Consider the following 20103-nt stretch of genomic DNA (forward strand, 5'->3'; position numbering starts at 1 on the left):
ACCGAGGAAATCTGATGTCTTTGCCTAAAGCGAACTTTCGTGGCCTGGCCGTGATGGCTGCTGCCACCACGATGTGCGGTGCCGTGCTGGCCCAAAACGCCATTTGCTACAACTGCCCTCCTGAGTGGGCGGACTGGGGAAGCCAGATCAAGGCCATCAAGGCCGATACGGGCATTACGGTGCCGCCGGACAACAAGAACTCCGGCCAGTCGCTGGCGCAGCTGGTGGCCGAGAAATCCAGCCCGGTGGCAGACGTCACCTATGTGGGCGTGACGTTTGCCATCCAGGCGCAAAAGGATGGTGTGGTGACGGCTTACAAGCCCGCCACATGGAACGAGATTCCGGATGGCTTGAAAGACCCCAAGGGGGAATGGTTCACCATCCACTCCGGCGCCCTGGGCTTCATGGTCAACAAGGCAGCCCTGGGCAACAAGCCTGTGCCCAAGTCCTGGGCGGACTTGCTCAAGCCTGAATACAAGGGGCTGATTGCCTACCTGGACCCTTCGTCTGCTTTCGTGGGCTATGTGGGCGCAGTCGCCGTGAATGAGGCCCTGGGCGGAAGCATGGACAACTTCACCCCGGCGTTGAACTATTTCAAGCAACTCCAGAAGAACGAGCCGATTGTTCCCAAGCAGACGTCGTACGCGCGTCTGCTGTCGGGAGAGTTTGGCATCTTGCTGGACTATGACTTCAACGCCTACCGGGCCAAATACAAAGACCACGCCAATGTGGAATTTGTCATTCCCCAAGAGGGCACTGTGGTCATGCCCTATGTCATGAGCCTGGTCAAAAACTCCCCCAACGCTGAAAACGGGAAAAAGGTTCTGGACTATGTGCTCTCGGACAAAGGGCAGTCGCTGTGGGCCAATGCCTACCTTCGCCCGGTTCGCGATGTGAAGATGCCCAAGGAAGTGGCCAGCCACTTCCTGCCTGCATCGGAATATGCACGCGCCAAGTCCGTCGACTACCGCAAGATGGCCGAGGTGCAAAAGAGCTTCTCCACACGCTACCTGCGTGAAGTTCGCTAAGGAACACGAGGCTGATTCATGACGCGCCACAGTATTTCGGGCTCTGTCTCTCCCCGTTTCCTTTTGATTGCCTGCAGTGCCCCTGCTGTGGCGTTCTTTGCCGCATTCTGGCTGCTTCCCGCCGTGATGTTGATTGCCCTGCCTGCCAGGGAGGGCTGGAAGACCTATTTCGCCACGTTCACCGACGTGCTGTATCTGCAAAGCCTGTTGCAGACCGTCGGGCTGTCCCTGCTGGTCACTCTGGCCACCTTGCTCATCGGGGCCATCATGGGCATTGCCATGGCCCGCAGCCGTTTTACAGGACGGGGCCTGCTGCTGTCATTGCTGACGCTGCCCCTGTCGTTCCCCGGGGTCATCATCGGCTTCTTCATCATTTTGGTGGGTGGCCGGCAAGGTGTGGTGGCCGATCTCTCCGCCGCCCTGGGCATGGAACGCATCACCTTTGCCTATGGCTTCTGGGGATTGTTTCTGGGCTATCTGTATTTCTCGCTGCCACGCGCCATCGCTTCGTACACGGCCGCAGCAGAAGCCATGGATGCCCACCTGGAGGAAGCCGCCCGCTCTTTGGGTGCCCGCGGCTGGGCCGTTGCACGCGATGTGTGGTGGCCGCAGCTGATGCCCACCACCATGGCCTGCAGTGCCATCGTATTTGCCACGGCCATTGGGGCGTTTGGCACGGCATTCACCTTGTCCAGCAAGTTTGAGGTGCTGCCCATCAGCATCTACAACGAATTCACCAACTACGCCAATTTCGCACTGGCAGCCAGCTTGTCCATCAGCCTGGGGCTGATTACCTGGCTGGTGCTCTGGCTGGCCCGACGCTTTGCCGGGCCGAATGCATCGGGGGTCTGACCATGCACCGCACCTCTCAAAAAATGCCACTGCTCATGTGGGCCGTGACACTGGTCGTCACCGCCTTCATGCTGGCACCCATGCTGCTGTCCATTCTGGCGGGCGTGGTGGTCAATTACAGCCAGGGCATCTCCAGCGGCTTCACGACGCGCTGGTTGCTTGAAGTCTGGACAGGCTATGGCAATACGGTGCTCATGTCCTTGTTCATTGCGTGCGCCTGCGTGGTGCTCGCATTGGTTCTGGGCGTTCCGTGTGCCTATGCCCTGGCGCGCAGCCGCTCTGCCTGGGCCCGCCATTTTGAAGAGCTGTTGACGCTGCCGGTGGCCATTCCTGGTTTGGCAAGCGCATTGGCACTGCTGCTGGCCTACGGCAGCGTCACCCACTTTCGCCAGAGCTTTGCGTTCATTCTGGTGGGCCATGTGATCTTCACTCTGCCCTTCATGGTGCGCATGGTGGGCTCTGCCTTTCGCAGGCAGGAGCTTGTTTCTCTGGAGGAAGCGGCACGTTCGCTGGGGGCGCCCTTCTGCCAGCGCTTTGTCGGCATTCTCATTCCAGCCGTGCTTCCAGCCATCGTTGCCGCGTGCCTCATGGTTTTCACCTTGTCGGTCGGCGAATTCAACCTGACCTGGATGTTGCACACCCCTTTGACCCGCACCTTGCCCGTGGGGTTGGCAGACAGCTATGCCTCCATGCGCCTGGAGATTGGCTCGGCCTACACCATCATTTTTCTGATCGTCATCCTGCCTGTGATGTGGGCTCTGCAAGCGATTGGTCACGTTATTGAAAAGCACTATGGAAAATAAAAGCACCAGTATTGACATTCGCCAATGCGCCAAAACGTACGCCGACGGAACGCGTGGACTGCAACCCACCGACCTGCATGTAGAGCCTGGAGAAGTGCTTGCGCTGCTCGGGCCTTCGGGGTGTGGCAAAACGACCTTGCTGCGCATCATTGCCGGCCTGGAGAGCGCGGATGCCGGCAGCTACATCGGCTTTGGCAGCCAGGACGTCACGCACATGCCGATCGAGCAGCGTGAGGTCGGCATGGTGTTTCAGCACTACGCCCTGTTCCCGCAGATGAGCGTCCAGGCCAACATCGGCTATGGCTTGCGCATTCGCGGTGCCTCCGCGGAAGAGCAACGTCGCACCGTGGGCGAGCTGGTGGATCTGGTGCGCCTGAACGGCCTGGAACACAAGCGCCCGGCAGAATTGTCCGGCGGTCAGCGCCAGCGAGTAGCCCTGGCCCGGGCTGTGGCCTCCAAGCCCCGCGTACTGCTGCTGGACGAGCCTTTGACGGCTTTGGATGCCAAGCTGAAGGAAACACTGCGTGATGAACTGGCCTAGCTTCTGCGGCAGTTGCGCATCACGGCCGTGCACGTCACCCACGATCAGCAAGAAGCCATGGCCATCGCAGACCGGATGGCGGTCATGAAAGCAGGACAGATTCTGCAGATCGGTGATGGGGAAAGCCTCTACCGCAACCCCTCCCATCCCTTTGTGGCGACGTTCCTGGGACGTGTGAACCAGCTGGAGCGTAGCGGCGAACTGCTCGCCCACAACCAGATCATGCTGGGCGATGTGGTGCTCCACTGCCCGGATTCCTGTGCAGGGGCTGCGCAGGTGCTGCTGCGCCCGGAGGACATCGAAGTCTGCGCTGCAGGCACCGCTGGCGCCGTCACCTGCGCGGTGTCTCGCCGTGTGTTCCTGGGCGATCGCGTCCAGTTGACGCTGAACGTTGGCGGGCCAAACCCCTTGATTGCCGATGTGGGCCGTGACCATGCCGCCAACGCCGGTGACCTGGTCGGCATCCAGATCGCCCACCACCACTGGATGGCCAGCCGCGTTTGATAGGGATGTTGGATATGACGACTTTTCTGCTGCAAATCACCGACCTGCATATTCGGGAACCAGGCCGGCTCACCTATCGACGCATTGACACAGCAGACTATCTGCGCCACACGATCCAGGCGATCTTGCGACTGCCCCAGAAGCCCCACGCCATGGTGATCACCGGTGATCTCACGGACTTTGGCAGAGCTGCGGAGTACGCGCACCTGCGTGAACTGCTCAGCCCGCTGGGGTCCTTGCCTATCTACCTGCTGGCCGGCAACCACGACGAGCGCCACGGCCTGCGGGATGCATTTCCAGAATTTGCCTATCTGCCATCGGATGGGGAGTTTCTGCAATACGCGGTGGACATCGGCGATTTGCGGCTGCTGGCACTGGATACGGTCACGCCAGGAAAAAGCGAGGGCAGCCTGTGCGCCCAGCGCCTTGCATGGCTGGAAAATGAACTGGCATCCTCCCAAGGTCGCCCGGTGGTGATTGCCATGCACCATCCGCCATTTCAGACACTGATTGGGCATATGGACCGCATTGGCTTGGTACAAGGCGCTGCAGAGCTGGAGGCCATCATCAGCCGTCACCCCAATGTGGAACGTGTCATTTGTGGCCACCTGCACCGCAGCATTCAGGTGGCATTCGGGGGCACGGTCGCCATGACTTCGCCGGCGCCTGCACACCAGGTGTGTCTGGACTTGTCGGAGGATGCGCTTTCTGCCTGGACCATGGAGCCCCCCGGGTTCATGCTGCATGCGCTGCCAGCGTCGGGGCGGATGGTCAGTCACACCGCATATAGCGGCGCCTTTGATGGCCCACACCCGTTCTGGGATAGCAATGGCAAGCTGATCGACTAGGGCCGTTTTGGCCGTTTTGGCCGTTTTGGCAGTTTTCTTGCTGCCTGGATGATTTTTCTTTCAGCGAAGTAAGCGGGTACCGGCGGAATGCGGTGCCCCCCCCGCACAGCCAGCGACCGCGGCTCCCTCCCCTCCAAAAAACAGCCATTGAACTGAAATGTCCTTTCAGGTTGGCTTCACACCTCCAAGCTGTCACTCGGTCACTGGGCATATGCCAGGCTCGAGTGACGGCTTTTGCGTGTTTTGCAGTGGCGCTACCGACCCGGCGCGGCCCTCACCCCCCTCATTGCAGGCCGATTGCACGGCTGGCCCACACGGTCGCCCTGGCGGGGGGGGGGAGTTATCGGTGGCGCAACTGCGCGCCCTGGAGCCCGCCAACCATGGCGCTGAAGCGGCACCAGCATCTTGACGCGCTTGGCTGTTGGCAGCCCCTCTTGCGCTGGCATGCCATCACGGCGTGTGGAGCAGCACCACCTCCTGCGGGGCGCCGCAACGGTGGTGAACAGACCTGTCTGCAGCCGGCCAAGAGCAGACAATCGATAAGACAAGCGCTATCGCGGATAGAGCATTCGTCCATCGAAACGCAGACCATCCCAAAAAGAAAGAAAAATCCAAAAAAATAATAAAAGTTGTCTTTTTTATAAAAAAGACTTATGATAAACACCGTTGCGAAGCAGCTTCAACCAGCTTTCTCGCGACGTACTTCAGAGGTCAAAATTCCTCTGAAAAAATTTTCGCGAGGTTTCTCGCGCCGTTGGCTGTAGAGCTTCAGCCAATCGAGTTATCAAAAGCTCATGCAGGCCTCTTGGTCTGCTCTCAGATTGAACTAAATTCCACTTTCTCCTATTGCCATGGGCAAGTACTTTGTTACGCCCACATCGCTTAAGACCCATTGCGGTCGCTTCCAAGCTTCTTTCGCACTTCAGCGCACAAAGCAAAACAGCAGCTACTGCCGTATTTTTCGCTTTGACAAAACATTTGCCTCAACCGAAGCAGCAAAAATTTATGCTGTGACGCAAGGCTGGCTGCATACGTCCATGCAGCCCTCAATGAGCTGAGCTGTAGACAAGCACTCAACTTTATCCGGTTGCTACGGACTCCCACTCCCACAGCCATATTCAAACGATGCGTCCATCATTGGCACATCACAAATAGAAAAGGCTCCTTCCATGAGCACCAAAATTTACGTGGGCAACCTGCCTTACTCCGTGACCGATTCCAGCCTGAAAAGCAACTTTGCTGAATTCGGAAGCGTTACCTCCGCCAAAGTCATGATGGATCGTGACAGCGGGCGCTCTAAAGGCTTTGCGTTTGTGGAAATGGCATCTGCCGATGCGTCCCAAGCCGCTATTACTGCGCTGAATGGAATGTCCGTCGATGGTCGTTCGATCGTCGTCAACCTTGCAAAACCTCGCGAGGAAGGACGTGGATTCGGTGAAAAACGCGAATTCCGCGCCAGCTCTCGCCCGAATGTTGGCTATGGCAATGATGGCTATGGCGGTGGTTCCAGCTACTGATCTAGCAGCCACACAGCACAGAAAAACGCCCCACGATTGAGGGCGTTTTTTGTACTTGGGAGTGTGCATTGCCGAGCAGGATTTATCGGCCTTTGGATGACTGCAATGGTTGCATCGATCTACTGAATCCGCAGTCGGGAGCCGACGTTCAAGGTAGCCTGTTGTCAGCCACAGGCCTCCACCCGCGCTGCTGACAGGATAGTTTCTGGCGGTGGATTCGCACGCGCCACACTGCCCTTGCCACACCGGCCCGCCACTTTGGGTTGAAGAGGCTTGCTCCACCTCAAAAGCCCCAGACAGGAACTGCGCCGCCGCAGGCACCCGCGGGCTGGAGCGCAGGGTCATGGCAATCCAGGCCTGCCCTACCGGCACGCCGGCCAGGGTCAGAAAACAGTCCGGCTCCAGGCTGGAGCACACACCACCCGCGGGTTCCATGCCGGTGGTGCGCACGCATGCCTAACTGCCTGTCTACCTGCTTTCTGCTGCCAGAAACAGCCGTAAATACTGCCCTGCACTGGCCAGTGAAAGGGCAGCATGCACCGCATCAGCCTGCGCCGTGGCCACATCGCATGGCGGCGTTGAGCACTGCCAGCACAGAGGCTTTCACGATATTGGCATCCTTGCCCGCACCAAATCTGGAGCCCGGGACACCGGGGAAGGACGCTTCCACAATTGCGACTGCCGATACTTCGGCACCGCCCCCCACGCTGCGCTCCTCGTAGCTGTCGATACGGACAGGCAGGTTCAAGGCGGCCACAGTCGCCGCAATGGGGCCGTTGCCAGTGCCAATGCGGGTCTGCGGCTGGCCTTGTGCATCCAGCCACTGCAGTTCAATCCCTTGCCCCTGGGCGTCGTCAAACAGCCGGTGGCCCAGGTAGTGCATGGATGCTCCCTTCTGGTGCGGCCGCATATAGGTGGCCTGAAACAAGTCCCATATCTGCTGGCTGGAGAGTTCGGCTTCGCTGCCGTCCGCCATGGCCTGCACAATGGCGCTGAATTCAATCTGCATACGCCGTGGCAGCACCATGCCGTGGTCCCGTTGCAGCAGGTAGGCGATCCCGCCCTTGCCCGACTGGCTGTTGACCCGGACAATGCTGTCATAGGTGCGCCCCAGGTCATTGGGGTCGATGGGCAGGTAAGGCACCCGCCACAAGGCATCCGGTTTTTGCGCGGCAAAGCCTTTGGCAATGGCATCCTGGTGGGAGCCCGAGAACGCGGTGAACACCAGATCCCCCACATACGGATGGCGCGGGTGGATGGGCAGCGCCGTGCATTCCTCGGCAATGCGTGCAATGCCGGAAATATCCGAAAAGTCCAGTCCCGGCGCAATGCCCTGGGTGTAGAGGTTCAAGGCCAGCGTGACCACATCCAGATTGCCACTGCGTTCGCCGTTGCCAAACAGGCAGCCCTCCACCCGCTGGGCACCGGCCAGCAGCGCCTGCTCGGCGCAGGCCACGCCAGTGCCCCGGTCGTTGTGCGGGTGAACGGACAGGACGATGTGTTCACGCCGGGCCAGGTGTCTGTCCATCCATTCGATCTGGTCGGCGAAGACATTGGGCGTGGACACCTCCACGGTGGTTGGCAGATTGATGATCATGGGCCGCTGCGGCCCCGCATCCCAGGCGGCAATGGCGGCGTTGCACACCTGCAGCGACACCTCCAGTTCTGCCATGCAAAAGGTCTCCGGCGAGTACTGCAGCACCCATTCGGTCTCCGGGTGTGCCTGGGTCAGGCGCTTGAGCAGGTGGATGTGGTGTTCCACCATCGCAATGATCTGCGGCACGTCCATGCCGAAAACGATCTCGCGAAAAGCCGGGGCGATGGCGTTGTAGAGATGGACGATCACGCGCCGGGCACCGGCCACGCTGTGCACCGTGGTGGTGATCAAGTCTTCACGCAGCTGTGTGATGACCATGGGCGTCACGTCGGCCGGAATCAGTTGCGCATCAATCAGGTGGCGCACGATGTCGTAATCGGTCTGCGATGCCGAGGGGAAGCCGACTTCGATTTCCTTGAACCCCATCCCTACCAGTTGGTGGAACAGGCGCAGCTTGCGTTCACGGTTCATCGGCTCGAACAGGGCCTGGTTTCCGTCACGCAAGTCGGTGGAGAGCCAGATGGGCGCTTGCGCCAGCGTGCGAGATGGCCATTGGCGATCAGGCAGATGGACAACAGGAAAAGCGCGGTATTTTTGAGAGGGAATGGCCAGCATGGAAGCCTCAATGGGGGAGATGAATGTGCTGGTTTCCCTGCTCTCAGGAGCTTGGCTGCGGTCGGGATCTGGGGAAACCTGCATGCAACCATGGGCAGCCGCATGCGTACAGACCCCGACCGGGTGTCAGGGCTAGCAGGCATAGCGGGAAGGTGTGCATGGGGTTCACGAAGAAAGACTTGTGGGAAGCAATGCACACACTCTAGACTTCCATCCCAAAGGCATCTATCAAAAAATTCCCATTCTTTTTATCAATTTGGACATCACCCCATGGGCTTTGCTGCACACAGCCGTGGCGGCCACAGACTGGATCTGGACCCCGCACATGCCTCCCCACTGGCCGCAACCGGGGTGGTGGAGCGCTACCCCGCAGAGCATGTGGTTCCCTTCCACAGCCACCCGCGCGGACACCTGATTTACGCGTCGACAGGGGTGTTGCTGGTGCAGGCTTCAACCGGGCAGTGGCTGGTGCCCCCCACCACGGCCGTGTGGCTGCGCCCTTGCGTACAGCACCAGTTGAAGGCGATGACGGCCGTCACCGCCCATGGCATTTTTGTGGGCGAGCACCTGGACGCGGGGCTGCCCCCCGTCGATTGCGTGGTGCACATCTCCCCGCTGATGCGGGAACTCATCACCGCCCTGGTGCAGGTGCCCCACCAAGCGCCGTTCCAGCCGCGCGATGCACTTTTGGGTCAGCTGCTGGTGGAGGAGCTGAAAACGGTGGCGCACCTGCCGTTTCATCTGCCCTGGCCCGATGACCAGCTGATGGGCACCGTGTGTGAACACCTCGTGCGCCATCCGGCACAGGCCAGCACGGCCGAGGATCTGGCCCAACGCTATGCGATCACGTCCAAAACCCTGCACCGGCGCTTCCTGAAAAGCACGGGCATGAACCTGGGGCAGTGGCGGCAGAAGATGCGCTTGATGCAGTCCATCGAAAAGCTGCTCCAGGGGATGCCCATCACCCATGTGGCCCTGGAGAGCGGCTATGAAAGCCACAGCGCCTACTCTGTGGCATTCAAGAAGACGTTTGGATGCCCGCCATCGGAGTTTGTCGCGGCAGCATCCGGCATGCCAAAAGGTGCGCAAAGGCTGTCCGCCTAGGGTGGTGGATTCAGCCGGCGCACGGCGCACGCCCCCTGCCCCTGTCACACCGTTGCACCGCTGGGAACTTTGCGGTGTGGCCGGCTTACTCCACCTCAAAGGCCGCAGACAGAAACTGCGCCGCTGCACGCACGCGGGCAGTGCGCTGCAGATCGGGGTGCATGACCTGCCAGACTTCGTAGTCGTTCGGGCGGCGGCGTTGCGGCCAGATGCGGACCAGGCCTTCGCGTTCACCCATCCACACGGGCATTTCCCCGAGGCCGATGCCGGCCGCCACCGCCTTGCGCACCAGCAGGCTGGAGCGCACGGTCATGGCAATCCGGGCCTGGCGTGCCGGCACGCCGGCCATGGTCAGAAACGGGCCCTGCTCCAGGTAGGGTGCGTAGACCACCAGGTGGTGGCCGCGCAGCTCGTCCTCCGGAACGGGTTCGCCAAAACGCGCCAGATAGGCCTCACTGGCAAACAGGCCCACGGGCCAGGCCGCCACCCGGCGCACCACCAGATCCGGGGCGTCGGGCCGGACATTGCGGAACGCGATGTCCACCTGCCGGCGGCTGAGGCTGAGCAGCTGGGTGGAGACTTCCAGGTCCACCCGGATGTTCGGCCACTGCTGCTGCAGCTGCTCCACCGCAGGCAGCAGCAGGTCGATGGCGATGGAATCGGTGCTGGTCACGCGCACCAGCCCGCCCGGGTGCTCGTCCTGCCCCTCGATCTTGGTGCGCAGCTCCAGCGCGGCGCTTTCCATGCGCCGCGCGGCGGCCAGCGCCGTCTCGCCTGCGGCGGTGAGCAGGTAGCCGTCCTTGGCGCGCAGAAAGAGCTTGGCCCCCAGCTCGGATTCCAGCGCGTTCAGGCGCCGCCCGACCGTGGCCTGGTCCACCCCCAGGCTGCGCGCAGCGGCACGCAGGGAAGGCGTGCGGGTCAGGGCAAGAAAGATGCGGGTGTCGTCCCAGTTCATGGTGATTGGCCTGCTGACTGACTGATGTTTGGCTGATATTTGACTGATGTGTGCCCGGTATTCTGCTGATGCAAATTTGCATCACTGCAGAGCGAAATCGCTGCATCATAAAAGCAGGCGGGCGGCGTAACCTTCGGGGCCTCAAGATATTTTCAGCACACGCCTATGTCCACCCTTTCCGCCCCATCCACCTTGTCCCTCTCCGCCCTCCCCGCCTCGCAAGCCGCCCCACTGCCCACCACCATGCAGGCCATTGTGTTTGACGACTTTGGCGGCCCCGAAGTGCTGGTGCCCCGCGACCTGCCTATTCCCGAGGTGCGCCCGCACGACCTGATGGTGCGCAATGCCGCCATCGGCGTGAACCGCGCCGACCTGCTGCACCGCAAGGGGGCCTACGGCCGCGCCTACTTTGGCGATGCCGACACCATGGGCCTGGAGATTGCGGGCACCGTGGTGGCGCTGGGCCCGCAGGTGCAGGGCTTTGCCGTGGGCGACCGGGTGATGGGCATTGTGGGCGGCGGCGCCTATGCGGAGTTGTCGCGCATCGACCACCGCATGGCCATGCATGTGCCCCAGGGCCTGGACCTGGTGGAGGCCGGTGCCGTGGCTGAGGTGTTTGTGACCGCGCACGAGGCGCTGTTTCACCTGGCCGGCCTGCGCGCCGGGGAATCGGTGCTGATCCATGCGGCGGCGGGCGGCGTCGGCTCGGCCGCCGTGCAACTGGCCCATGCGGCGGGCGCCCGGGTGTTTGCCACCGCCAGCGGCGACAAGCGCGACGCGGTACTGGGCTTTGGCGCGGATGTGTGCATCGACTACCGCAGCGAAGACTTCCAGACCGTGGTGGCCCAGGCGACCGAGGGCAAAGGTGTGGACGTGGTGATCGACTTTGTAGGAGCCCCTTACCTGGAGGCCAATGTGCGTTCCCTGGCCGTGGGCGGGCGCATGGTGTGCGTGGGTCTGCTGGGTGGCGCGGCCAACGCCAGCTTGCCCATGGACGCGGTGCTGTACCGCCACCTGAAGATCTTTGGCACGGTAATGAAGTCACGCACACCCGAAGTCAAACAGGCCATGGTGCAGCGCTTTGCCAAGCAATGGCTTGCCGCCCTGGAGGCGGGCACGATCCGGCCGGTGATCGACCGCCGCTTTGCGCTGGCAGACGCCGCGCAGGCGCACCAGCACATGGAGTCCGGTGCCAATATCGGCAAGATTCTGCTGCTGCCCGCTGGCACGGAGCGCTGACGTACAGAGCCAGCACAGGCCCGGCCCAGGCCTGCCATGCCGTGGGCTGGCCTTGGACTTGCGTCGGGGCAGCCGTCAAGGCAGGTACAGCATCTGGCCGGCGATGGTGACAGCCCCCCAGGGAAAGAACCTCCCCCTCAGTCACGCGGCGTTCGCCGGGCCTTTGAGTTCCACCCGGTTGTGGTCCGGATCGCTGCAGTAGAGGGAGGGCCCTGTGCCTTCGGCCCCCAGACGCTCCTCGGCTTTCTCTGCCGCTACGCCATGGCTGGCCAGATGCGCCAGCAGCGCGGCTTCGTCAAAAGGATCGATGCGCAGGCACAGATGGTCGACGTTCCGGCGCTCGCCGGGCAAGGCGGGTCCACCGCCCGCACGCCCGAGCGGGCCTTGCACATCGACCAGATCGATCAGGGAGGCGCCGGCACGCAGATGGACCATGCCCAGGTCCTCGCGCCGCTTGACCAGCTCGCAGCCCAGCACCTGCTGGTAGAAGCGGATGCTGCGCTCCAGGTCGCTGACCCGCAGCACGATGTGGTCGATACGCTGGATGCGGAATGGATGCATGGGAATCTCCTTTGAAAGCCTGGTGCGCTGTGGGCCGCGCGCCTTAGGGGCGTTCTCACCCCAACTCACACTGTCGCTTGGAGCCAGGGGACCCTGGTTTCATCCTGTACTTCACCCTGTGCATGATCCGGTGTGTACGCCGACTTGCCCAACCTTGTCGAGCAATGTGGGAACGGGGCCGGCGAAGGTCACCCAGGGGGGTGGTGTGCGCAGTGCGGCGTGGTGCGCGGTGGCTTACCCACCACGGGTCCCCAAGCGCTCCGCATGTTCTCTGTCCGCGCTCAGGAGGTGCCCAAGCCGGTGCTGGCAGGCACGGGCATGGCCACCGGCTTCACCGGCTGCTTGCTGCCGCCGCCCTGGATCAGAAACACCCCACCCAGAATCAGCAGCACGCCCAGCACACGCATGGCGTTGATGGGCCGGGGGGTCAGCCCCATCAGGCCGTAGTGGTCCACCAGCACCGCAGTGACCATTTGCCCGGCGACCACGGCCACCAGAAAGCTCCCGGCGCCCAGCTTGGGCGTCAGCACGGTGGCGCTGCCCACGTACAGCGCGCCCAGCACCCCGCCCACCCACAGCCACCAGGGGCCGTGCAGGGCGGCGCTGACATTCGGGCTGGGGGCTTTGACCGCCAGCAGCAGCGGAACGATCACGGCCACGCTGACGGTCAGCGAGGCCATGGCCCCCCACAGCGGGTGGCCCAGCGCGCGCCCCACGTTGGCATTGGCGGCGGCCTGAAAAGGCAGCACCGCACCGGCGGCCAGTGCCATGCCCAATGCGCTCATCAAGGCCATCTTGCTGTTCATATCGGTCATTCCTTGCATTGTTGTGAACCAGTGACTGCATGGTCATGCATCCGACTTGTTTATGGAAATCATTTGTACGCACATGTACTATTCGCCGCATGGATGATCTACGCCGCATCGACCTGAACCTGCTGCTGGCGCTGCATGCCTTGCTGACGGAAAAACACGTGACCCGGGCCGCATTGCGCCTGCACAAAAGCCAGCCGGCCGTGAGCCATTCGCTGGCGCAGCTGCGCGAACACTTCAACGACCCCTTGCTGGTCCGCAAAAGCGGCAAGCTGGAGCTGACGGCCCGGGGCAATGCCCTGCTCCAGCCCCTGTCGGAAGCGCTGGGCAAGCTCAACACCCTGCTGGGCACCGCCCCGTTCGACCCGCTGCAGGAGCGGCGCCGGTTCCGGCTGGCCTTGTCGGATTACGCGGCACGCCTGGTGCTGCCGGACCTGATGCGCTATGTGCGCGTGCATGCGCCAGGCTTTGACTTCGCCATCAGCCAGGCCAGCCGCGACGCCATGCTGGCCCAGTTGGCGGATGGCGAGCTGGATCTGGCCTTGGGCATCTTTCCCGAGCTGCCGCAAGACATCCAGGTGCAGACCCTGTTTGAAGAGGACTTCATCTGCCTGGCCGACAAGACGGCCGTGCCGGACCAAAGCGGCCTGACCCTGGCGCAGTGGCTGGAGCGCCCCCATGTGATGGTGGCACTGCGCCCGGATGCCAACGATGAAATCGAGCGCGCCTTGGCAGCCATGGGCCTGCAACGCCGCATCACCGTGGCCCTGCCCCACTGGAGCGCCGCCGTGGAACTGCTGCCCGACACCGATCTGGTGCTGACCATTGCACGGCGTGCGGTGGGCCCGCTGCGTGCGTTCCGGCAACTGCGGCAATTTCCGCCGCCGTTGCAGCTGCCCAAGCTGGCATACCAGCAGGCCTGGCACATCCGCAAGGACATGGACCCGGCGCTGACCTGGTTGCGGCAGGTGATGGCGGACTGCTGCACCACGGGCATGCCATCTGGCTGACTAGCGGAGGGCCCGGCAGCGGCAGCGCTGCACGGCAACCGATGGCCCACCGCAGCGGCCCACTGCCGGGGCGACTGCATAGGCGTCAGTCAGCGCCAGTCCATCGCCAGCCCCCTTCCCGCTCAGCCCATCACCCAGTGCTTGCGCGCCTTGCGGGTGGTCTCGACAAAGGCGGCAGCCGCCGGCGAGAGTTTGTCAAAGCGCAGCGCCGCCAGGGCGATGGGCCGGCGGCAGCGCGGCTTCAGCGGGCGGTAGACCACGCCGTCCGGAGGGCTGGGCAGCGCCAGCCGTGCCGCAATGGTGAGCGCATCGCCCCGGGCCACAAAGCCCATCATGGAGCTGAGCTGTTCAAACCGGAACAGGGTGCGGGGCACGGCCCCCTCCTGCGCCAGAAAGGCATCGATGTGCGGGCCCGAGCCGGCCGAGGTGCGGATAAAGGGCTGGCCATGCAGATCCATGGCGCGCACGGCAGACTTGGCGGCCAGCGGGTGGGCGGAGGGCAGCACCGCCACCAGCTCGTCCTCGGTCAGCGGCAAGGTGTCAAAGCGCTCGTCGGGCAGCACCACAAAGCCCAGCTCCACCCGCCGCTCCAGCAGCCATTGCACGACCACCTCGTCGGTGGCTTCCTCGATCTGCACTTCCACCAGCGGGTGCGCGCTCTGGTAGCGCGCCAGCAACTGGGGCAGCAGGCGCAAGGACGAGGTGGCCCCAAACGATGCAATGCGCAAGGTGCCCCGGGCCATGCCCTGCTCGGCATCGGCTTCCTGCTGCAGTGCCTCTTTCTGCTGCAGGATGTCATTGGCGCGGGCCAGCAGCCGGCCCCCCACCTCGGTCACCGTGGCGGCCGCCCCTTCGCGCAGGAACAGGGTGACGCCCAGCTCCGTCTCCAGCTGTTTGATGGCATGGCTGACCCCGCTTTGCGAAATGCCGAGCATCTGCGCAGCCCGGGAAAAGCTGCCCACCCGGGCCAGTGCGGCAAAGACTTCAAGCTGCGTGAAGGTCATGAGCGTTTACTCATTCGACGATGAATATGAATGAGCAGATAGTACCGCTCCATGCACATACACCGCACTTTCACACACCTTCAACTGATCGGCATGGCCGCCCTGTGGGGCGCTTCCTGGCCCTGGGGCCGGGCCGTGGCGCAGGCCATGCCCCCGCTGGCCGCCGCCAGCCTGCGTTTTGGGCTGGCCAGCGCGGTATTGCTGCTGTGGCTGTGGCGCAGCGGCCGGCTGGGCAGCTTGCGCGCCCTGTCCACCCGCCAGTGGCTGGGGCTGACCGCCGCCGCCGCAGTGGGCGTGCTGGGCTATTCGGTGTGCTTTCTCTGGGCGCTGCAGACTGTGCCTGCGGGCAAGGCGGCCATGGTGGTGGCGCTCAACCCGGTGCTGACCCTGGTGTTTGCGGTGCTGCTGTTCCGCGAACGCTGCAACGCGGTGATGTGCCTGGGCCTGGGGCTGGCCGTGACCGGCGCGCTGTATGCCCTGGGCGGCGGCAATCCGCTGGCCCTGCTGTCTGCAGCATCCGGCGCGGGCGAATGGCTGCTGCTGGGCTGCGCCGCCTGCTGGGTGGCCTACACGCTGGTGGGCCGCACCGTGCTGACCCGGGTGGAGGCGCTGACCACCACCACGGCCACCGCCCTGCTGGGCGCGGTGCTGCTGCTGGCGTCCAGCCTGGTGCTGGAAGGCCCTTCCGCCTGGGGCAGCCTGGTACACGCCCCGGCCACGGCCTGGTACAGCCTGGTGGCGCTGGCCGTGGGCGCCACGGCGCTGGCTTACGTCTGGTACCTGCAAGGGGTGCAGGAACTGGGCGCTGGCGCCGCAGCCGCCTATATGGCGCTGGTGCCGCTGTTCGGCATGCTGTTTTCCAGCGTCTGGCAGGGTGAGGCCCTCACCGCCAGCCTGCTGGGCGGGGGCGCCGCCGCCATTCTGGGCATGCTGCTGATGACCGCCGGGCGCATGCGGCTGGCGGGCACAGGGCAGCAGGCCAAGGCCTGATGTGATGGGGCGCCACCGCGCCCGCAACACCCACCCGGGCTACCGCCAGGTGCGGGGCGGCAAGCGCCCTCCTGGCCCGCCGCACGGTGCAGCGGCCATGGGCCCTGCCAGACACCGTTCATGCGCCTGTTAGGCGCCAGTCATACACGTGTGGCATTGGGCTGCAGGCGCTGGCGCGTGAGCAAGCCCACCACCATCCGGGCGCCAAAGGCCAGCGCCACCACGGCCAGCGCCCCGAATCCCCAGATGGCCCAGGCCAGCACGGTCACCAGCCCCCCAAGCGCCGGCACCATGGTCAGCAGCGACTGCACCATCGGCCCGAACGAAGCCACCAGGACCTGGAAAAGCTCCACCATCTCGGGCGGCATCCAGATCTGCAGCCATGCGGGCACCAGGGCGGCATCTATCGCAGCGGTTCCGCCGGCCATCGTGCCGGCGCTGGTGATGGCCCACAGCGTGACGGCGTGCAGGCTCCAGCAGGTCAGCGACCACAGCGCCAAAAGTACAAAGGCAAGGCCCCAGGTGAGCGCAAAAAACATCCAGCTTCCTTCACAAATATCGGTCGAACAGTATCGTTAGCTGGCATCATGCGATCTATCAGTTTTTACCGAATCAAGTATTCGGTTTTATCGACATGAGCATGCTGAACTTCCGACATCTCTATTACTTCTGGATCGTGGTCCAGGAAGGCGGCTTCTCGCGCGCGGCCGAGCGCCTGGGCATGGCGGTGCAGACCGTCAGCATGCAGGTGCGCGATCTGGAGAAGGCGCTGGGCCACCAGTTGCTCAAGCCATCCGGCCGGGGCGTGGCGCTGACCGATGCCGGCCAGGCCGCGTTTGCCCGGGCCGACGAGGTGTTCCACCTGGGGCAACGCATCACCGATGAGGTGCGCGAGGCCGCAAGCACCGGCACCGTCAGGCTGTCCGTGGGCTTGTCCGACGGCATCTCCAAGCTGGCCGCGCATGCGCTGCTGGAGCCGGTGCTTGCCACCCCGCAGCTGCGCCTGGTGTGCCATGAGGGCGAGTTCGAGGAACTGCTGTCCGAGCTGGCCTTGCACCAGCTGGATGTGGTGCTGGCCGGCCAGGCGGCGCCGCCCAACCCCAACCGCCGCCTGCGCAGCGAGCGCATTGCCCGGTCCACGATCCAGTGGTTCGGCCCCACCTCCCTGGTGAAGAAGTCGGCGCGGGACCATTTCCCCCGGTCTCTGGCGCATCTGCCGGTGCTGTTGCCGACCTCCCATTCGCCGTTGCGGGCGGCGCTGGACCAGTGGTTCCATGCCATCCACGTGCGGCCCCGGGTGGTGGGCGAGTTTGAGGACAGCGCCCTGCTGGCCGTGTTTGCGGCCAGGGGGTTGGGGGTGTTTCCGGTGAGCGAGCTGGGCGCCAAGGATGTCAGCCTGGTGCGCGGACTGCGCCAGCTGGGCAGCAGCCCCGACGTGGCCGAAGAAGTGCACGCCATCTGGTCCAGGCGCGGCCAGAACCATCCCCTGGTGCGGCGGCTGCTGGCTGGAGGGCAGGGGGCGGAGACAGGGCCATGAGCTTAGCGACAGAGTCCCGGCCCGGTGCGACCGGGCGTGGAAACCGTTCGCGCCGTGCTGGCATCGCTGACCTCCGCCGGGCTGTGGTCGCTGCGACGCTCCGGGCGTGCCATGCTCTGATGGCCCTTCCGTGGGTAAAGCACGCGCCAGGGTAGTGCCGTGCACGGCTTGCAAGGCCCAGAACGGCCTAGGGCTACAGCAGCCAAGACGGGAAGAACCTGAACCAGCTCTACCGCAAGGTACCTATTCCAGCGGAGGTCGATCTGGTGCTGGTGTTTCGGGGTTGAGGGCGGGGATGGTGCTTTGATCGCTTCCTGCATCAGGGACGATGGCGGTAGGCGTCATGACTGGCGGGCTAGGCTACTGGCGAACATTGAGCACCGGCAGATGACATATGCCGCGCACCAGACGGAAGGCTGATGGGCTAGTTTCTGGCCGGTCAGAAACAGCCCGAGCAATGCGATGCCTCCTGCCGCTACAGCTCAAACGCTAAATGCCCCAAAGTTTCGAGAGCTGAAGTTCGCGGCGCACCAATTGGCGTCCAGCCTTGCCCTAGACCCGGACGCTCAATCGCTGCCACTGGAGCGAACGCCTTGGCTGCTAAGCCAGAAGAGAACAGACATTCCCCTGGTCCTATTTAATGTCGACGCTAACGCATGCGACTGTTCTTGGTCTCACCGAAAATGCCGCTGCACGAGACGGCGAAAATAGTGCAACATTCATGCCGTCACTAACAGAGCTTCGATAAATGACACCGTCATACCCGATCTTCTTGATGAATTCGCATAGGTACTGGCTCGGAACGTAGTCAATCGCGGCTCTCGAAGGGAGAACCGGACGAGTTAGCTCGAACCCAAGCCGCTCAATGAACGGAATATCCGCATACAGGCCGGCTATTAAGTCCTCATCACCGAAATCAAACGGAGAAATGAGCTTCCTGGGGTTACGCAGATCGAGCAGCCGCATGCCATCTTCAATCGCGAACTCGGCAACCGTCGCGACTTCTCCGGTGTGGGGACGAATCTCGGCGACGGCGGTCTGTTCGGTGGAGCCGAGATACAGGTACGGAATTCCGGCAGGGTTCGCTCGTCCATGAGAGGGCTGACCGCGCGGTGGCGCGCCCATCTCCGCGAGCGCATACATCTGCTCACCCTGTTGCATGCGTGCGCGATACCAAGTCGTCGGTACGTCGATCGCCTCTAGCAGCGAGAGCAAGGCCTCAAGCCTACGTTCATCAATTCCCGCCTCAGGGAAGTAGCGGTTACTGAACATCAACTCGTCGCGCAGCCGCTCCCACAGTAAGTCCAGCCCGTCGCGCACATAGGACTGAGCAAACGCGAACGGATGGCGTACTACCTCGCCGTCATCAAGGATTTCAGCAAGAAGCCCTTTTTTGCGTTGCAAATCGAGCCGCGGGTGATCGAAGAGCAGCCAGTCGGTAGCTAGGCGCTCCACCAACAGAGGGCCCTCGGAAACTCGCTCGTACACCGCAAGAAGCGGTGCGAAGATGTTTGCCAGCACCTTGGGGTCAACCAACTTGACGTTAGTCGTCTCGCAGAACGAGCACGTGCCTTCATCAGACGCCAGATCCGTAATGGTCTTCTGCAGCGTGAGATCCCCAAAGCAATGCGCGCAACATTTCATCGCCGTGACTACTTCTTGAAGAAAGCGGCAAGCGTCTCGATGTGATGCTGCATGGACAGCTTCTTGACATAGCCCAGCCCCGGGAAATGCCCTCTTGCGTGAAGTGATCGAAACTCCAACACAGCCTGTGTCTCAAGCACTTTCGAGTCGACCCGATTGATGGTTTCAATGAGAGCGGACAGCGCTTCCGCAAACTTGCCAGCCGGATCGGCAGGGGTGTCTGATCTCAGCGACTTGAAGTGATATACGAACATCCGATCCTCATCATCGGGATCGATATATGTCAGATGAATAGCGATGGAGTAGGCGGGCCCTCCAGACTCTTGGAACTCGTCGCCGACAGTAAGAAAATCGCCAAACCCATCCATCCCCTCCTCTTCAAACGAGGCGTGGAGCACAGAGAAAAACTCTACGGGCGGATAGTCGAGATTGCGCTTTCGACGTTTGAATCCATCGCGAACAAGGACTCTAGGCTGCCCCTTGAAATTACGTCGATACAGGGGGTCTTCGCTTCCGAGAAAAAGGTGCCGAACCACGTTATTGCCAGCAACGGCCTCGGCCAGCGCCTTCCCTTGTGTAAAGCCTGCATGCAGGAGGGTCAAGTTATGGTCCTCATGAACCTTCAAGCACGAGACGACTTCATCCAAATTCATGTCTGCGGTCAGGAGCACACCTGCGGCGATCTCCCTCTTGGGCAGGTACGCCTTCAGCAGGTTTGAGATGCCCTCGCCGTTCTCGGAGTGATCGCCATGAAAGGGGTTGACGACAACAACCGCGCTTCCACCAGCGTCGCACACGGCTTTCAGCGATTTTTCAAGACCTCCGAAGCTCTCCCTGACCGGCTCGATGACTGGCACAAAGCCCGCTTGCGCAAACCTCTCCGCGTTCTCGCGAACAGAAATGAGTTCAAACTGCTTTCCTCGAAAGTAGGGGAAGTACATG

The 20103-nt window shown here is 62.7% G+C and carries 19 protein-coding genes and 1 pseudogene; 12 read left to right on the forward strand and 8 right to left on the reverse strand.

Annotated elements, in window-relative coordinates:
* Positions 1-14 precede the first annotated feature (14 nt).
* From CT3_RS13030 to CT3_RS13060, 7 genes and pseudogenes are all read left to right on the forward strand, one after another.
* Positions 15-1028, forward strand: a complete 1014-nt coding sequence (locus tag CT3_RS13030) for an ABC transporter substrate-binding protein (protein WP_066533184.1) — start codon at positions 15-17, stop codon at positions 1026-1028.
* Positions 1029-1046: 18 nt separating this feature from the next.
* Positions 1047-1880 (forward strand): ABC transporter permease, encoded by an 834-nt coding sequence (locus CT3_RS13035; RefSeq protein ID WP_066533186.1) that lies wholly within the window; start codon positions 1047-1049, stop codon positions 1878-1880.
* Between the two features lie 35 nt (positions 1881-1915).
* Positions 1916-2683, forward strand: coding sequence for an ABC transporter permease (locus tag CT3_RS13040; RefSeq protein ID WP_083520218.1), 768 nt, complete (start codon positions 1916-1918; stop codon positions 2681-2683).
* A pseudogene (locus CT3_RS13045) lies at positions 2673-3728 on the forward strand (ABC transporter ATP-binding protein). The gene CT3_RS13040 and the pseudogene CT3_RS13045 overlap by 11 nt, the downstream one beginning before the upstream one ends.
* A gap of 14 nt (positions 3729-3742) precedes the next feature.
* Entirely contained in the window at positions 3743-4576 is an 834-nt protein-coding gene (locus tag CT3_RS13050; protein ID WP_083520219.1) for a phosphodiesterase, read from the forward strand.
* 851 nt (positions 4577-5427) lie between these two features.
* Positions 5428-5634, forward strand: a complete 207-nt coding sequence (locus CT3_RS13055) for a hypothetical protein (protein ID WP_083520220.1) — start codon at positions 5428-5430, stop codon at positions 5632-5634.
* Positions 5635-5745: 111 nt separating this feature from the next.
* Positions 5746-6093: an RNA-binding regulator gene (locus CT3_RS13060; protein ID WP_083520221.1), complete on the forward strand. Its 348-nt coding sequence runs from the start codon at positions 5746-5748 to the stop codon at positions 6091-6093.
* 544 nt (positions 6094-6637) lie between these two features.
* On the opposite strand, the gene CT3_RS13065 is transcribed toward CT3_RS13060, so the two are convergent.
* Entirely contained in the window at positions 6638-8305 is a 1668-nt protein-coding gene (locus CT3_RS13065) for a 2-isopropylmalate synthase (protein ID WP_066533191.1), read from the reverse strand.
* Between the two features lie 270 nt (positions 8306-8575).
* On the opposite strand from CT3_RS13065, the gene CT3_RS13070 reads away from it, so the two are divergent.
* Positions 8576-9409, forward strand: a complete 834-nt coding sequence (locus CT3_RS13070) for an AraC family transcriptional regulator (protein WP_066533193.1) — start codon at positions 8576-8578, stop codon at positions 9407-9409.
* Positions 9410-9494: 85 nt separating this feature from the next.
* Here the strand turns inward: CT3_RS13070 and CT3_RS13075 are convergent, their stop codons facing one another.
* Positions 9495-10364, reverse strand: a complete 870-nt coding sequence (locus CT3_RS13075; RefSeq protein ID WP_066533196.1) for a LysR family transcriptional regulator — start codon at positions 10362-10364, stop codon at positions 9495-9497.
* A gap of 243 nt (positions 10365-10607) precedes the next feature.
* Here CT3_RS13075 and CT3_RS13080 point away from each other — a divergent pair, with 243 nt between their 5' ends.
* Positions 10608-11603, forward strand: coding sequence for an NAD(P)H-quinone oxidoreductase (locus CT3_RS13080; RefSeq protein ID WP_066533200.1), 996 nt, complete (start codon positions 10608-10610; stop codon positions 11601-11603).
* A 141-nt stretch (positions 11604-11744) separates the two neighbouring features.
* On the opposite strand, the gene CT3_RS13085 is transcribed toward CT3_RS13080, so the two are convergent.
* Together CT3_RS13085 and CT3_RS13090 are read right to left on the reverse strand one after the other, a co-directional pair.
* The gene (locus CT3_RS13085) at positions 11745-12164 is read right to left on the reverse strand and encodes a VOC family protein (RefSeq protein WP_066533202.1); all 420 of its coding nucleotides are present in this window, start codon (positions 12162-12164) and stop codon (positions 11745-11747) included.
* A gap of 281 nt (positions 12165-12445) precedes the next feature.
* Positions 12446-12979 carry a DMT family transporter gene (locus CT3_RS13090; RefSeq protein ID WP_066533203.1) on the reverse strand — a complete coding sequence of 178 codons (534 nt, stop codon included), beginning with the start codon at positions 12977-12979 and terminating at the stop codon, positions 12446-12448.
* A gap of 89 nt (positions 12980-13068) precedes the next feature.
* Between CT3_RS13090 and CT3_RS13095 the strand changes: the two genes are divergently transcribed.
* Entirely contained in the window at positions 13069-13986 is a 918-nt protein-coding gene (locus tag CT3_RS13095) for a LysR family transcriptional regulator (protein WP_066533204.1), read from the forward strand.
* Positions 13987-14108: 122 nt separating this feature from the next.
* Here CT3_RS13095 and CT3_RS13100 read toward each other — a convergent pair whose 3' ends face one another.
* Positions 14109-14990, reverse strand: a complete 882-nt coding sequence (locus tag CT3_RS13100; RefSeq protein ID WP_066533207.1) for a LysR family transcriptional regulator — start codon at positions 14988-14990, stop codon at positions 14109-14111.
* A 51-nt stretch (positions 14991-15041) separates the two neighbouring features.
* On the opposite strand from CT3_RS13100, the gene CT3_RS13105 reads away from it, so the two are divergent.
* Complete coding sequence (locus CT3_RS13105; RefSeq protein WP_066533209.1) at positions 15042-15980, forward strand: DMT family transporter; 939 nt, start codon at positions 15042-15044, stop codon at positions 15978-15980.
* Between the two features lie 140 nt (positions 15981-16120).
* On the opposite strand, the gene CT3_RS13110 is transcribed toward CT3_RS13105, so the two are convergent.
* Entirely contained in the window at positions 16121-16519 is a 399-nt protein-coding gene (locus CT3_RS13110) for a hypothetical protein (RefSeq protein ID WP_066533210.1), read from the reverse strand.
* Between the two features lie 101 nt (positions 16520-16620).
* On the opposite strand from CT3_RS13110, the gene CT3_RS13115 reads away from it, so the two are divergent.
* Positions 16621-17517, forward strand: coding sequence for a LysR family transcriptional regulator (locus CT3_RS13115; RefSeq protein WP_066533364.1), 897 nt, complete (start codon positions 16621-16623; stop codon positions 17515-17517).
* Positions 17518-18150: 633 nt separating this feature from the next.
* On the opposite strand, the gene CT3_RS13120 is transcribed toward CT3_RS13115, so the two are convergent.
* Positions 18151-19161 (reverse strand): RES family NAD+ phosphorylase, encoded by a 1011-nt coding sequence (locus CT3_RS13120; RefSeq protein WP_066533212.1) that lies wholly within the window; start codon positions 19159-19161, stop codon positions 18151-18153.
* Between the two features lie 8 nt (positions 19162-19169).
* Positions 19170-20102, reverse strand: coding sequence for a sce7725 family protein (locus CT3_RS13125; RefSeq protein WP_066533214.1), 933 nt, complete (start codon positions 20100-20102; stop codon positions 19170-19172).
* Position 20103 lies beyond the last annotated feature (1 nt).

It is taken from the genome of Comamonas terrigena NBRC 13299, assembly GCF_006740045.1.
Lineage (GTDB): Bacteria > Pseudomonadota > Gammaproteobacteria > Burkholderiales > Burkholderiaceae_C > Comamonas > Comamonas terrigena.

Excerpts from the sequence above, each read along its gene's own strand:
- CT3_RS13060 (WP_083520221.1), top strand. The coding sequence starts at position 5,746 with ATGAGCACCAAAATTTACGTGGGCAACCTGCCTTACTCCGTGACCGAT.
- CT3_RS13065 (WP_066533191.1), bottom strand. The coding sequence starts at position 8,305 with ATGCTGGCCATTCCCTCTCAAAAATACCGCGCTTTTCCTGTTGTCCAT.
- CT3_RS13055 (WP_083520220.1), top strand. The coding sequence starts at position 5,428 with ATGGGCAAGTACTTTGTTACGCCCACATCGCTTAAGACCCATTGCGGT.
- CT3_RS13090 (WP_066533203.1), bottom strand. The coding sequence starts at position 12,979 with ATGACCGATATGAACAGCAAGATGGCCTTGATGAGCGCATTGGGCATG.
- CT3_RS13080 (WP_066533200.1), top strand. The coding sequence starts at position 10,608 with ATGCAGGCCATTGTGTTTGACGACTTTGGCGGCCCCGAAGTGCTGGTG.
- CT3_RS13120 (WP_066533212.1), bottom strand. The coding sequence starts at position 19,161 with ATGAAATGTTGCGCGCATTGCTTTGGGGATCTCACGCTGCAGAAGACC.
- CT3_RS13125 (WP_066533214.1), bottom strand. The coding sequence starts at position 20,102 with ATGTACTTCCCCTACTTTCGAGGAAAGCAGTTTGAACTCATTTCTGTT.
- CT3_RS13085 (WP_066533202.1), bottom strand. The coding sequence starts at position 12,164 with ATGCATCCATTCCGCATCCAGCGTATCGACCACATCGTGCTGCGGGTC.
- CT3_RS13050 (WP_083520219.1), top strand. The coding sequence starts at position 3,743 with ATGACGACTTTTCTGCTGCAAATCACCGACCTGCATATTCGGGAACCA.
- CT3_RS13115 (WP_066533364.1), top strand. The coding sequence starts at position 16,621 with ATGCTGAACTTCCGACATCTCTATTACTTCTGGATCGTGGTCCAGGAA.
- CT3_RS13030 (WP_066533184.1), top strand. The coding sequence starts at position 15 with ATGTCTTTGCCTAAAGCGAACTTTCGTGGCCTGGCCGTGATGGCTGCT.
- CT3_RS13040 (WP_083520218.1), top strand. The coding sequence starts at position 1,916 with ATGTGGGCCGTGACACTGGTCGTCACCGCCTTCATGCTGGCACCCATG.
- CT3_RS13075 (WP_066533196.1), bottom strand. The coding sequence starts at position 10,364 with ATGAACTGGGACGACACCCGCATCTTTCTTGCCCTGACCCGCACGCCT.
- CT3_RS13100 (WP_066533207.1), bottom strand. The coding sequence starts at position 14,990 with ATGACCTTCACGCAGCTTGAAGTCTTTGCCGCACTGGCCCGGGTGGGC.
- CT3_RS13110 (WP_066533210.1), bottom strand. The coding sequence starts at position 16,519 with ATGTTTTTTGCGCTCACCTGGGGCCTTGCCTTTGTACTTTTGGCGCTG.
- CT3_RS13105 (WP_066533209.1), top strand. The coding sequence starts at position 15,042 with ATGCACATACACCGCACTTTCACACACCTTCAACTGATCGGCATGGCC.
- CT3_RS13095 (WP_066533204.1), top strand. The coding sequence starts at position 13,069 with ATGGATGATCTACGCCGCATCGACCTGAACCTGCTGCTGGCGCTGCAT.
- CT3_RS13070 (WP_066533193.1), top strand. The coding sequence starts at position 8,576 with ATGGGCTTTGCTGCACACAGCCGTGGCGGCCACAGACTGGATCTGGAC.
- CT3_RS13035 (WP_066533186.1), top strand. The coding sequence starts at position 1,047 with ATGACGCGCCACAGTATTTCGGGCTCTGTCTCTCCCCGTTTCCTTTTG.